We start from the raw sequence: 13,526 nt of genomic DNA, 5'->3' as shown, positions 1-13,526 counted from the left end.
ATCGCAGCAGGAAAAGCCGGGGACGGCGAAAGAAGCCCGCCTTAACAAAAAATCTGAGATCAGACATCTGACATCTGAGATCTTTTCCCTACCTTTGCCCTCCGAAATTAAAAGAACATGGCTAATCATAAGGCAACAAAGAAAGATGTGCGTCAGTCGACCAAGCGCCGCGAACGCAACCGCTATTACGGTAAAACTACCCGTAATGCCATCCGCGACCTGAAGGCACTCGACCAGAAGACATCTGCTACGGAGCAAATGCCTGAGGTGATCGCAATGATCGACAAGCTCGCCAAGCGTGGTGTGATCCACAAGAACAAGGCAAGCAACCTCAAGAGCAAGCTCTCCCAGCGCATCAACAAACTGGCTTAATTCAGGCCCGCTTCCGATATTTTGAGCGCTCCGCACCCGCGGGGCGCTTTTTTGTGCGTTGTCCGTAGGTTGTCTGAAGTCTGCGACTACGGACCAATACACTAATTTAGCCGCATGCGCCTCCTCCTCTCCCTTTCCTTGGCCCTGCTCACGACCCCGGGCCTTTGCCAAACCAAAAAGTCCGCCCCCAACCTCTTCCCCCTCACCCGCTTCGACACCTCCGAAGGCCGCGAAACGCCCTCCTACGCCGAGGCCATCGACTTCTGGAAACGCCTGGACGCAGCTTCCCCGATGGTGAAAATGCTGGAAATGGGGCCTTCCGACGCCGGCTACCCGCTGCACCTCGTGCTGGTATCAGCCGACGGCGACTTCGACATCGCCTCCCTGAAGCGGAAGAAAAAGAGCATCATCCTGGTCAACAACGGCATTCACCCCGGCGAGCCCGACGGCATCGACGCTTCGATGCAACTGGTACGCGACCGGGTGCCGCCGCACAACCTGGTTCCATTACCGAACGTGAACGGCGCACGCTGGATGCGGCAGGACCTGCCTAAAAACGTAGTGCTGGCCATTATCCCCGTCTACAACATCGGCGGCACCCTCAACCGGAGCCCGTACTACCGCGTCGACCAGGCCGGGCCGCTCGAGAAAGGCTCCCGTGGCTCCGCCCAGAATCTGGACCTCAACCGCGACTTTATCAAGGCCGACTCCAAAGAGGCGCTCTCCTTTGCCCGCATCTTCCGGATGCTGGATCCCGATGTCTTTATCGACAACCACGTCACCAACGGGGCCGATTTCCAGCACGTGATGACCCTGCTTTCGACGCAGCACAACAAGCTGGGCGGGGCCATGGGCGAATACCTCAACACGAAGTTCGAGCCCGCGTTGTTTGCGGCCATGAAGGCAAAAGGCTTCGATATGGTGCCCTACGTGAACCATTGGAGCGACGACCCGCCGGAGAAGGGCTGGCCCCAGTTCATCGACGGTCCGCGCTACTCGAGCGGCTACAGCACCCTCTGGCACTCCTTCGGCTTCGTGCCCGAAACCCACATGCTGAAGCCTTACCCCGACCGCGTGGCGGCCACCAAGGCCCTGATGGAATGCTTTATCGACTATGTAGCGAAAAACGGCCCTGAGCTGCAGGCCCTCCGCGCTGCCGCCCGGAAGCCGAAAGAAAGTTACCCCCTCGCCTGGAAATGGGACCGCAGCAAGTCGACCGGGATCCCGTTCAAGGGCTATACCACCGGCGAGAAACCGAGTGCTATCTCTGGCCAGCCACGCCGCTTTTACGACCGCAGCAAGCCCTACGAGCAAACGATCCCGTTCTACAACACCTACGTCGATACACTACTGGTGACGCGCCCGAAGGCCTACATCATCCCGCAAGGCTGGTGGAAAGTGATCGAGCGCCTGCAGGCCAACGGCATCCGCATGGAGCGGCTTACCCGGGATACCCAGCTGACCGTAGAGGCTTATCGCATCGAAAGCTATGTGAGCGCGCCGCGCCCCTACGAAGGCCATCACCCCAACTCGAAAGTGCAGGTGAGCAAGCGCACGGCGCGGCAGCCGTTCCGTAAAGGCGACTGGATCATCAGCACCGACCAACCCGGCGCGCGCTTCCTGGCAGAAGTGCTGGAGCCGCAGGCCGAGGACTCCTATTTCGCCTGGAACTTCTTCGACCCGATCCTGGGCCAGAAGGAAGGGTTCTCGGATTATGTGTTCGAGGAGACAGCCCTTGCCTGGCTCGAATCGCACCCCGAGCTGAGAAAGGAGCTGGAAGCAAAAAAGGCGGCCGACGCCGCCTTTGCGAAGAACGGGGCCGCACAGCTGGAGTTCATCTACAAGCGTACCCCCTATTACGAGCCAGGGCACCTGCAGTATCCTGTGTACCGGCTGCTGCGCTGATCCCTATTGTCTGATGGATACCGTCACGGGCGGGCTCAGGAGGCTTTCGCCGCGGTCGTCGCGGTACACGACCTGGAGCGCGTAGCGGCAGCTGCTTGCCCTCGAAGGCAAGCTACCATCCGAGAACGATTGCACTTCCTTGTCCAGCGAGCGCAGCCGCTCCAGGGCACCGTTGCCGCCGTCGCGGTACAGCACGTAAAAATAGTCGCCCGCCTCGTTATGCTTCCACGCAAGGGCAACCTGCCCGGATTTCGCATCATAGGCGGCCTCAAGCTTTTCCACCGCTACGCGTGCAGGCGCTGAGAACACGTGCACCGGGATGGCCACCGAGCGCCCCGAGCGGAGGCTGTCCTCATCCACCGCCTCGGCCGCATACTCGTAGCGCACCTTCGGGCGCAGCGTGGAGTCGGTATAGGTGAAGGCCGTCCGGGTCGAATCGTGGGCCATTGCGGCAACGGGCATCCACTCGCCCTTGTCTTCTCGGCGCCACAGCACATAGCCCGTGACATCGTCGCTGCTGCTTTGCACGATGTCGAGCACCGCCTTGCCACCGTCTACCTTCCATCCGCGCAGCACCGGCTTCACCGGAGGCACAATGTCGGGCTTGCGCAGCTTCAGGATCTCCGAGTAGGGCGAATGGTTATTGTTGTAATCCACGGCCACCACGCGGTAGTAAATGTCCTTGCTGAGGGTCTCCAGCGTGATCGAGTCCACGAAGGCAGGATCGGCGAGGTCTTCTACCGTGATCTGCGAGAAGTGGTGCGCCGGGTTGTTCGATACGTACACCTTATAGGTGCGGAGGTCTTCCTCGCTGTTGGGTTTCCACGAAAGCTGCACGATGCCTTCGCGCGTTACGCGGCCTTCGAGGCCGGCGGGTGCGGCCGGAGCGATGCTGTCGGGCAGCACCGCCATCACCGGCAGCGAGGGCGCATAGTTGAAGGCCGTATCAATGGCCACCACGGTATAAAAAGTAGCGCCATGGAGGTAAGCGGCCGTATCCACAAAGCTGGTCGCATCGCGGGGAAGACGGGCAGCACTCACCAGCTCGAAGGGGCCGTTGACGCTGCGGGCCCGGTTGATATAATATCCGGCCAGGTCGGGCTCCACGTCCGTTTTATGCCAGCGCAGGCGAATGCTCCGGCCTCCCAGTAATTCTACGGGGAGCGGGCTGGGCGGCAGCGGGGCCCTCTGGTCGCGACCAGAAACCGTCACCACCTTGCTGAACGGCCCCCGCTCGCCGAAGGCGTTGATGCCCCGGATGCGGTAGTAGTACTCGCGGTAATTGCCGTCGAGCGAATCGAGGAATACGTGTACCTGCTGCATCCGCTCGCGGATGCGGCCCGCGATGCTGTCGACGGTCTTCACCGTATCGGGCACCGAGCTATAAAACGGAACGCTATTCAGCGGCCGGAAGGTTTTGCCGTCGGTACTCTTCTCGATGAAATAGCCGGTGTAGTGATCGTCCTGGTAACGGCTCCACTGCAGCTCGGCGCGGTGGTCGCCTCCGATCGCCACGAACTCGCCGGGAGCCGAAAGCGGCCCGGAAGCGTTGTTGCTGACGGCCACCACGGCGGAGTCGATGGGCTCCCCGGACGTTCGCTGTGCCGGTAATACTTTATACACGTAGGCACTCCCCTTCCGTACGTTACGGTCTACGAAGCGAAGCCCGATGGCCTGGGCGGTCGGCGCATCGTAATCGGCCGCGAGCAGCGCGTAGGCGTAGCGGTTCCGGAACATATCGCCCTGGTCGGCGATCTGCCCCGCGAACCCGGTGCGCCCGCTCGCCTGGAAGGTCTTTCCATACAGCGCCTGCGCCGCCACGGCAGCCATGCGGTTTTCGGGTCCCAGCTTCGCTTTCATCTGCTCAAGCGGAAAGGGCTTCAGCGGCTCCGTGGTCAGGAGCTGCTCGCGCAGCTGCTTGTCGTCGGTCACCTCCACACGTACGAGCCGGTACCCGGTCTTGTTCAGGTAGTCCCAGGCGGCGGCCGTGCTGGGTGCCCAGCGCAGGACCACCGAATCCTCATAGGCGCGGGCGATAACGCGGATGACCGCCGCTTCGCCGGCCGACACCTGGCGGGGCTGTGCGGCTGCGCCCAGGCTGAGGAGGCAGCAGAAATACAGTACGAGTGTGCGGGCAATACAGTTCATGGGAAACGATTAATAAGTAAATGACTTCACAACCTCGGGACCGGAAACACCCGGGCGTACATAGCGGAACACGGCCTGGCGGGAGGTGCCCTGGCGCGGGTACGACTGGAAGGTCATATTATTCAGCTGCTGCAACAGGCCCATCGACGAGGGGTCTTTGGAAATGTTGAAGAGGGCCTCCAGGGTACATTCCACGCTGCCCCCCTGGCTGTTGCCGGCCAGGCGCATCGTGGGGTTGCCGATATAGTAGGGATAGCTTCGCGATGCGTTGAAGAAGTTGCTATAGGACTGGATCAGGTAGAGCGCGGCGCCGGCGCTACGCTTTACCAGCTCGAAGTCCTGCCGCAGGATCGCTTCGCGCTCCCACACGAACCGGGAGGTCATCGGCAGCACCGCGGCGCTCACCGACATATATGCGGCCGGGAATATCGGGTTTGAAGACGCGATCGTCATCACCATCGGCCGGTGGCGCACAGCTGCCTGCGCGGTGGTGGCATAGCGGTACAGGCTCGTGCCGTCGCCCGCCGACGAGAGGCGAAGCGGCCAGGGCAGCTCGCTCTGGGAAAGCGGGCGGTCGTAGTCGGAGCGGTTGTCAAGCGCGAAGAGCGGCGCGGTATTCAGCAGGCGGGCCGAGTTGCTGCCGAAGTCGATCTGGATGCCCAGGCCGCGCAGGCGGTAGTAGTTTGCATAAATGTTCGTCGACGCAAACCGGTCGTTGCCCTTGCTGTCGTCCCACCGCACGAAGCCGAACAGGAGCGGCGCGTACTCCCGGCCCTGGTTGTTCCGGAAGCCCACGAGGTCGAACTGCTCGAACTTCTCCACGCCCATGCGCGTCGACAGTTCCAGTCCGCTCGAAGCCGGGTTCACGAAAAAGGTTCCCTGGGCGGCCAGCTTTTCCTGCAGGCTGTTGTGCGCGCTGGTACCGAAGAACATGGTGAACACGGGCGCCCGCTTCTCGAGCTGCGCGATGCCCGAGGCGGAGCGTACGAGCTTCGTTGCGCCGAACTGCTCGTAGCGCACGAGCCGCGTGCTCACCGTGAGGCGGCTGGCGATCGTGGGCAGGTTGCGCGGGAGGTGCTGCCCGAATCCGCCAGGCTGCTGTTGTTCCGGTGCCTTGTCTTCGGTCCAGAACTCCACGCGGTACACGTCCTTGTTCCGCAACTGCGCCGGGATCGGGAAGTCGAGCCGCTTCATCGCGCCGTTGGCCGTGCAGGTGCTGCGGACGGTGTCGAGGTTGTTGTTAATGAAGTAAACGAATACGTTCTTGTTCTGGAACAGGTAACCAGGCCATTGGTGTAGTTGCACGGTGCCGGTGCCGGCATCGTTCTTCAGCACGTGGCGCTGCCGGTCGATGGGGAAGGTATATTCGACCTGGTCGGCCGGGATGCTGGCGGGCCCCTCGCCGGTGCTGAAGGTGAAGTTCTCCTCCTGCATCATCGGCTTCCTTCTCTTTTCCTTGTCGAAGTACGGGTCTACCCAGTTGGCGCCATCCCACTCCCTGGCCACCGCCACCACGCGGGCGCTGTAGGTGCTGTTCGGATCGAAGGCGTTTGCCTTACGCAATTTCACGTTGGTGCCATCGGGCTCCACCGCGAGGTAGGTGGCATCCACGGGCTGACCCGTGCGCTGGTTCACCACCTGGAAAGAGGTCACCTCGAACTTGTATACACGTGTTTCGCCGTTCGGCTTCGCCTCGGTGGGCGCCACCGGTATCGGGTATGGCTCATTGAGCGACATGTTGGTCACCGCGAACGGGATGTCGTAGATATCGGCCTTTGCATTGCCTGCGCTCGTGGGGCCTACCTGCGCGATGATCTTGAGGTCGCCGAGCGGGTCGGGTGTCGGGTAGCAACGCTCACCGATGCGCATCTCGAAATTGGTGCTGAAGGAAAGCAGTCCGCCCAGCACCTCTCCGCTGATGAATACCGTACCGGTGGCCCAGGTAGGACTCGGGAAGCCCGCCTGCAGTGCCGCCCCTGCCTCGATCTTACAGAGCGAGATGTCGCCCTCGAAGAACCAGACGTCCACATGCACCCCTGCCTCTCCCCGTACATAGGCATATAGTTGTCCCAGGCCATACCAGCCGTTGAGGCCGGCCACGGCACCGTTGCACTCGAAGGGCTGGTTGAATTTCTTCAGCGCCATATCCAGGCCCACGATAAACCGCAGCGAGGCGTAGAAGATCAGGAAGCGCGCTTTAAAATCACCATCCACGCGGGCGCCGAAGCCGAAGCCCGAGCCCGGTGTGCGGTTGAAGGATTCGAGCAGGGAGGCGATGGAGGCGTCGCGTCCGAAGCCGTATTTCTGCACCTCGGGAGGCAGATCGGGCAGGATGAGGTTGAAGGCGGGCGCGGCACCGGCGTTGAAGTAAGCCGTAGCGCCGAGGTAGGCCTTCAGCAGCGAGGTATTGACGTCGATCAGCGTGAGGCTGGCGCGCTCACCCTGGGGGTCGCCAAGCTTGAAGTACCAGCCCTTGCCGGCATATACGTTCAGCGGCACCACCACCTTCGCCGAAGCGAGCTCGGCCTCGAGGCGGCCGGTCAGGTTGAACTCTGAGGTCCTGAAGTTGAAGGTCATATCGATGGTCCCCTTCACCCGCGGCTTCGAGTTTTCGGGATAATTTGTGATGGCAAATGCGTCGCCCCGCAGGTTGAGCTGGTCGATGCCGCCGTTGTGCATCTGCGCAGTGAGCGTGATCCGGGCGTTGAAGGCGTCCGGCCCCGGCGCCATGGAGAACACGAGCGCGGCCCGCATGCCTGACGTCCCTTGCGACGGTACGAAGCGGATGCCCGACACCGTTTCGCCGGGCGTTTTCCCATCGAGCTTCGCGGCATTGGCCGCACCGAGCGCGGAAATGCTTCCGGGACTCGGCAGGCTCGACTGCTCGAAACTCATATTGTGGTAGGCGCCACCGCCGAAGCCGGCGATCTGGAAGGCGCCGCCAAGGGGCACCGGCGGGTTGATGGCGCCGCAGGCATCCACGAACCAGTAGTTATAGTTGTTTACCGATCCGAACTGCGCCGTGGCCTCGAGCTTCGCCATCGGGAACACCGCGCTCACGCGTCCCTTCATACCATCGCCGTAGGTCGCATGGTTGTCGTAGAAGTCGAGTGCGCCTTCCACCTTCACCGGGCCCACATCGCCCTTGATCACCACGCGCTCCACGGCAAACCGGTCGAAACCGAACTCGGGTGCCTTATCGGTAAAGACGCCGATCCTACCCGTGACCCTAAGGGCCGTGGTGGCGCTCACCACCGAGCTCTCGCCGAAGCCGACGTTCAGGTTCACGTTGAACTTAAGGCCTACGTTGGCCTGCACGCTGCTCGTGGTAGCGCCCGTAAGCTGGTATACCGGCTCGATGCCGTTGATCGTTACCGGGAAGCCGGCGACGCTCTTCGGCGGGCTCGAGAATTTCCAGGTACCGTGCCTGAAGTAAAATTGATTCTTCACCTCGGTGCCACCGCCGGCCGCGGCTACCGTTTCGCGGTTGCCGAGCCCGAGCTTTTCAAACTTGAGGCCGGGCAGCAGGGCCGCCACTCCACCCGATTGCCGCTGGATGTCGAGGGTGATCACCCCGTTGAGTTCGGCCTTGATCCCGGCGCCGAAGGCATCGCGCGCCACGCTGATGACGGAGCTGTGGTCGATCCTCATCTCGGCCTTCCAGAGATCCACTTTATAGCCGGCCGTAGGCGGCTTCACCGTGAACTGGTAGAACATGCCCTTGTCGGGCGTTTCGGGCCGGTTCTGGTTGATCAGCACGCCGGTATAGGAAAGCGGATCGTTGCTCACCGGCAGGCGGAAGTCGCCTTCCATCGCGCCCTGGCTGAAAGTGTTGTGCACGATCAGCACGTTGATCTTGCGCAGCGAGTACGACCAGCCACCGAGGCTGCCTGTACTGAGGTCGATTACGTTGTCGGCCCTGAGCGCAGCCGACAGTCCGCTGCGGTCGATGATGAGGTGCCTGGCCTCGAACTCGGTGCGGTTGGCGCCGGAGTTGAAGGTCTTGAAGTCGGCGGGAAGCAGTACCTGCAGCTTGTCGATCCAGAGCCCTTCGAAGTTCGCATCCCGGAAACCGCCATAGCCCTCGGGGTACGACATATTGGGCGCGTTGCGCACCGTGGAATGGTCGAAGTAAATGGTGCTGGCACGGATACTGAAATCGGGCACCTCGGTGAGCTGGAAATTGGGCACCACGGCGCTGGCCACCCAGTCGCTCCACTTCAGGAAGTTGAATTTGAGCTTCACCGTAAGGGGGCCGTCGGCAGGCTTCCCGAGCGAATTTTCCGGAACCACCGCGGTGCGCGGAAGGGCCATCTCCGCATTGGCCAGCACGAACTCGATCCCGTTCTTGCCCCAGTTCAGGTAGGTACCAGTGGTCGAATCGGCCGGGCCGTTCTTCGCTGCCTTGAAGGTCATCTGGAAACGCTTGTCGCCGCTGCCGATATTGATCACCTTGTCTTCGGGCAGATAGAGGCTCCCCTTCTCGAAATTGAAGCCGTCGGGCTTGATGCAGAAGTTGGTACCGGCGAGCGAGAGCCATCCGTTGTCTTCGGGGATGTTCATGTTGAACAGCACCGTCATATTGCTGCCCTTCGGCGAGAACGTAATGCCCATGATCGCGAGGGTGACCTGGGTGCCGTCCACCTCCCGGTCGAGGCCGATGGGAAAGTCTACCACCCGGTCGCCGGTCATCTTGGTGATCAGCTTGGAAACCGCGTTGTTGTTGAGGAAATCGTTGATGTCCGCTGCCGTTGATTTACTGACGACGCCCACCATGCCGGTAGTTGTATTCACCACCGAAAGGCTTTGCCAATCGGGCTTCAGCGGCGTGGTTTGCGTTTGCACGAAGCCCTCGTATACTTCCTTGGCGGTATTCACCTTCAGCCCGGTAAATTTTACCGACAGGCGCAGCGTCGTAATAAGAGGTCTCCAGAAAATCTCACCCTGCCCCGAATAGGAGCTTCCGTTCTGCGCGATCGACGTGATCTTCATTTTAAACCCGCCGATCGTCACCTCCTGGTCCTTGAGCGTTGTGCCGTTGGCGATCGGCGTCGTATTCGTAGGCGCGATGACCCCGTTGCAGGCGTTTACCGGGAGGGCGGTGATCGGCACGTCCAGGACGGGCGTCGACGGAGCATCATACAGGAAGGCCACGGGCTGGCTGTAGCCGTTGTTGTCGATCTCGAGGCCGGCGGCGCGGTTGCTGTTCTGCGCCCGCACGCGCGCCACGTATTTCTTCCCTTTTTGCAGCACCCCGGGGTTGATGGTCTCCTGGAACGGGAAGGTCGGCGCCGTCAGGTTCATCTTCTGCAGTACGGGAGGGTTGCGTACGGCGTCGGCCGGAATCTGGCCGTCGTTCAGCAGGAAGATGTCGAGGTCGTACGTCAGCCCGGTGAGCGCCACGCCGCAGGTGGAGGTCGGGGGCGTCCAGCTGAAAGCTACCAAAGGTGCCGGCGCAACGGTCTTGACTTCGTTCGGCCCTGTCAGCGAAAGTACGTTCACCGGGGTGAGCAGCTGCGGGGCTTTTGCCTGGTAGCATTGGTTCATGAACCCGCAGCCAGCCTCCGGAATGGAAAGGGGGTTGGCATAGGCAGCATCGTCGAAGCGGTAAGCGGTGAAGCAGACCCGGTACTGGCCCTCCGGTAGCTTGTAGTTGCCGTTCACCTGTAGCTCGCTGAGGCTGATATTGCTCAGCGCCAGGTTGCCGTCGCGGAAGTTGCCGAAGATGCGCTGGAGGGAGCTGCGGTCGAGTATCAGTGTTTGGCCCGGCCCCAGCGGGATCGGCTGCGCCGGCTGGTAGGCCGGGTTCAGGGCAATGCTGAATTGCCGCGGGCTCACCATTTCGATACGGGGCGATAGCTTCAGGTCCAGTGGTACCTGCGTGCGGTTGATCAGCGTAATGTTTAGCTGCCCGCCGTCGGCCAGCTGCGCCAGGAAAGGCGATGCAGGCTGGATGACGTTGGTGGATACCGTCACGGAAGGCATTTGTGCGCCGATCAGGAGCGGGCACAGCAACAGGGTGAGTAAGAGAACACGAATGGAATTCATAGTCCGGTAACTTAAAAAGTGTAGGAATAGGATAGTCCGCCGTAGAAGGTATCGGAGGCAACGAGGTAGGGTACCTGCGTGGTCACGAGTACCGGCGGGGTGCGCACATAGTTGGCAAATCCGCTCAGCACGTGCTTTTTAAGGCGCCAGTTGATATTGCCGTTGTAGATGATATTGCTGCTGCCGTTGCCTTTGCCGGCATCGTTGTGCTGGTAGCCCACGCTGGCCTGCAGCCCCAGGTTACGCTCTTTGAGCAGTTGCGCCGATGCGCCCACCGTGCCGCCGTAAGCCGAATAACGGTTCGCCGGTTGCGCGAAGCTGTTGTACAGCACGTTCACGAGGAGCCCGATGCCGGAGCGTACGTTCTGCCGGTTGTACCCCGCATTGAGCGACCAGGCATCGAGCGCGCTGTACTGCGCCGTTACCGGGTTATGATCCTGGAGCCGGTTGTTATTGATGTTGAGGGTGATGCTGTGGGCGTGCTTGCCGCGGGAAAAGGAGTATGTGGGATAGAAGGAGATATTAAAGATATCCTGCCGCAGGCGCACACTGTCCTTGATGCGTAGGATACCATCCTTTTGCCTCAGGAACACGCCCGTGGCATTGAAGCCCAGGTTCAGTTTCTGCCCGATCATCGCGTTAAAGGCCAGGTTGCCGGTCTGGTGCCGCAGCTCGCTGACTGCGCGGCCGTCGAGGTTGTTGCGTTGGTCCACCGCGTTGAGGTTGAGGTTGACCCGGCCCTTCGCAAGGGTCAGGTTCGTGTTGGCGGTAATGGCGCGGATGTCGTTGAGCATATAGGGCGTGCCCAGCGTCTTGAAGTCGGGCGCCACATGCCGGTAGCCGATGCGGGTGGTGATGAAGCGGGTGGCGAGCTGCAGGTGGGCCTGGCCAGCATAGCTCAGTACGCTGCTGTAGCGCAGCGGCAGGTACCTGGCTGCCGTCGAAATCGTGTTGTTGCTGAATGAGTCGGGGTGGATCTTGCGCGCGGCTTCGTCCTGGTTGTGCAGGCTGCCCGCCAGGTCGGCCGAGAGCGAGAGGCGCTTGAAAAAGGTGAACTTGAAGGAGATACCGCCCACGAGGTTCTCCTGCGGCCGCAGCTGGTTCGACTTCGTCAGTACCCTTGCGGAAGCGCTGTCGTCTTTGGCGTAGAACCCGATGATATCGAAATAATTGCGCTCGCTACCGAAGCCGATCTTGCCGCCCATGGCCTTGCGGGTGAATTGCGGCACACGGTACCGGCCACTGGTCGTATCCTCGTTTACCGCTTTGTTCAGGTTACCATAGAATGCAGCGAAGCGCAGCTTGCCCGGGTTGAGTTCGATGCCGGCGCCCCTGAAGCTTTGTCCTTCGAACACGAGCGGCGACAGGCTCATATTGCGGTAGCCGAGATGCACCTTCAGCCATTTGTAGGTGGGGCTGATACCGAACTGCGTAAAGGGCTGCGCGTAGCTGCCGCCGTATTGGTTGACGGTAAACGAGAGGGGCAGGCTGATACCGTATAAGGTCGGGGTCAGGCTGCCATGAACGTTCCAGAAATGGGGTGGACGCGATGCGTCCGAGCCACCGGAGCTGAAAAAATGGGAGGACGCGCCGATGCTGCCCGACAGGGTCAGCGGCTTTTGCTTGCTTATAGTACGAATGTCCTGGGCCGAAACTTTACCCAGGAAGGCCGAAAAAAGGAGCATGAATACGCACCGCTTCATAGCTGCAGTTGTTTGGTGAAGGGATTGGTGCGTTCCAGTTAGCGGGTTCCCGCCCAAAGGCAGTCTGGTGGTGTGTTTCAGGGGCCGGCAGAAGGCGTTCTGGAGCAATTCAGCGCGCCGCTCTACCGCATAGGAAAGGTAGCCCGTTGCATAAAAAACGGGAAGCCGGAGCCATGGTACTTTAGTTCTATCTGCGGAAGTCGTTGCGGTACAACAGGCGACCGTTCTTGTTGTAGAAATAGGCGGTTGCACGGTCGCGGTAAAGCGTCATGATGAGAAAGCCTGTGGAGGAGCGGGTAAAGCGCGCATGCGGGTGCCGATGGATCCGGGTAGCCTCTGACCCGCCGCCGGATACGAGGTAGTGAACGGGATCACCATCGCGATGCAGGTGCTGCAGGCTGTGATCGTGTCCGGCAAGGTAAAAATCGGTGCGCGTTTGCAGGAAGATCGGCTCGAATCGCCCGATAAGCTCCCGGGTGTCGCGGTGCGGGCCCGCCGAGTATACCGGGTGGTGGCCGATCACAATTTTCCAGGTATCCTTACTGTCGGAGAGCGCGTCGGCGAGCCAGCGGCGCTGGGCGGCCGTGTCTTGCTGATCGAGGTCGCCCATCCGGTTGCCATGGTTGGCATTCACCAGAGGGCTTGTGTCGGTAAATAAGAACAAAGCGCTGTAGCCGTCACCCATCCTTTGTTTCAGGGAATGGTAGCGTGCGGGCATGCGCCAGCGTTCGCTGAGGGCCGAATATTCGATTTGCGCCTGCGGGTTGGTACCGTAGTCATGGTTACCGAGCACAGGATACCAGGGTACCTGGTGTCCGGACCGGTTATAGACTTCTTCAAAGGAAGCCTGCCAGTGGCGGTCGGAGGTATTGCGCACTCCGGCGTAATAGAAGTTATCGCCCGTGGAGATGATAAAACGGATGCCATGGTGCCGGCCGACGATGTCCATCCGGTCGGCGACGGCCTGTTGTTGTTGTCCGCCGTATTTTCCCCAGTCGCCAAAGACCAGGAAGGTCAGGGAATCACCGCGGGCGGCGCGCTCCGTTTCGGAGGGGGCGCTGTTACGTGCGGAGCGGTGGCAGGCGCCGAGTGTAAGGAGGAGCGAGAGGCAGAGTACCGAGGTGAAGAAACGGGCGTTCATGCCGATGGAGGAACAAAGAGCAGACCAGAGAGAGGGAAAAGGTTTTTGGCTTCTGGTGGTTCTCTGGTTCTTCCTATCCTCTCGTGCTTCGGTATCGTACCGTTTGTGTGTGTCTGTAATGCAAAAAGCCTTGGGTCTCTTTCGAGCCAAGGCTTTTTGTTTTAATAAATATGGCAGCTACCTACTCTCCCGCATTGTGGTGCAGTACC

Annotated in this window: 7 protein-coding genes; 3 read left to right on the top strand and 4 right to left on the bottom strand. The window is 60.9% G+C overall.

Annotated elements, in window-relative coordinates; translation table 11 throughout:
• The first annotated feature begins 117 nt into the window (after positions 1-117).
• Together rpsT and ABD937_RS05325 are read left to right on the top strand one after the other, a co-directional pair.
• Positions 118-372 carry a 30S ribosomal protein S20 gene (gene rpsT, locus ABD937_RS05330; protein WP_345253992.1) on the top strand — a complete coding sequence of 85 codons (255 nt, stop codon included), beginning with the start codon at positions 118-120 and terminating at the stop codon, positions 370-372.
• A 114-nt stretch (positions 373-486) separates the two neighbouring features.
• Positions 487-2,277, top strand: coding sequence for a M14 family metallopeptidase (locus ABD937_RS05325; RefSeq protein WP_345253990.1), 1,791 nt, complete (start codon positions 487-489; stop codon positions 2,275-2,277).
• Positions 2,278-2,280: 3 nt separating this feature from the next.
• Here the strand turns inward: ABD937_RS05325 and ABD937_RS05320 are convergent, their stop codons facing one another.
• From ABD937_RS05320 to ABD937_RS05305, 4 genes are all read right to left on the bottom strand, one after another.
• A complete protein-coding gene (locus ABD937_RS05320) occupies positions 2,281-4,425 on the bottom strand; it encodes a fibronectin type III domain-containing protein (RefSeq protein WP_345253989.1) in 2,145 nt (714 codons plus the stop codon).
• Positions 4,426-4,434: 9 nt separating this feature from the next.
• Entirely contained in the window at positions 4,435-10,473 is a 6,039-nt protein-coding gene (locus ABD937_RS05315) for a hypothetical protein (RefSeq protein WP_345253987.1), read from the bottom strand.
• An 11-nt stretch (positions 10,474-10,484) separates the two neighbouring features.
• The gene (locus tag ABD937_RS05310; protein ID WP_345253985.1) at positions 10,485-12,176 is read right to left on the bottom strand and encodes a hypothetical protein; all 1,692 of its coding nucleotides are present in this window, start codon (positions 12,174-12,176) and stop codon (positions 10,485-10,487) included.
• Positions 12,177-12,363: 187 nt separating this feature from the next.
• Positions 12,364-13,317 (bottom strand): purple acid phosphatase family protein, encoded by a 954-nt coding sequence (locus ABD937_RS05305; RefSeq protein ID WP_345253984.1) that lies wholly within the window; start codon positions 13,315-13,317, stop codon positions 12,364-12,366.
• Here ABD937_RS05305 and ABD937_RS05300 point away from each other — a divergent pair.
• Positions 13,316-13,526, top strand: a 211-nt coding sequence (locus ABD937_RS05300; RefSeq protein WP_345253982.1) for a hypothetical protein, incomplete at its 3' end; no start/stop codon positions are given. The two genes, ABD937_RS05305 and ABD937_RS05300, sit on opposite strands and share 2 nt — an antisense overlap.

This window comes from Flaviaestuariibacter amylovorans (assembly GCF_039541815.1).
Classification (GTDB): Bacteria; Bacteroidota; Bacteroidia; order Chitinophagales; family Chitinophagaceae; genus Flavisolibacter; species Flavisolibacter amylovorans.
This window is presented reverse-complemented; position numbering and strand designations above follow the sequence as displayed.

Coding starts and splice junctions, on each gene's coding strand:
- rpsT (WP_345253992.1), top strand. CDS start 118: ATGGCTAATCATAAGGCAACAAAGAAAGATGTGCGTCAGTCGACCAAG.
- ABD937_RS05325 (WP_345253990.1), top strand. CDS start 487: ATGCGCCTCCTCCTCTCCCTTTCCTTGGCCCTGCTCACGACCCCGGGC.
- ABD937_RS05320 (WP_345253989.1), bottom strand. CDS start 4,425: ATGAACTGTATTGCCCGCACACTCGTACTGTATTTCTGCTGCCTCCTC.
- ABD937_RS05315 (WP_345253987.1), bottom strand. CDS start 10,473: ATGAATTCCATTCGTGTTCTCTTACTCACCCTGTTGCTGTGCCCGCTC.
- ABD937_RS05310 (WP_345253985.1), bottom strand. CDS start 12,176: ATGAAGCGGTGCGTATTCATGCTCCTTTTTTCGGCCTTCCTGGGTAAA.
- ABD937_RS05305 (WP_345253984.1), bottom strand. CDS start 13,317: ATGAACGCCCGTTTCTTCACCTCGGTACTCTGCCTCTCGCTCCTCCTT.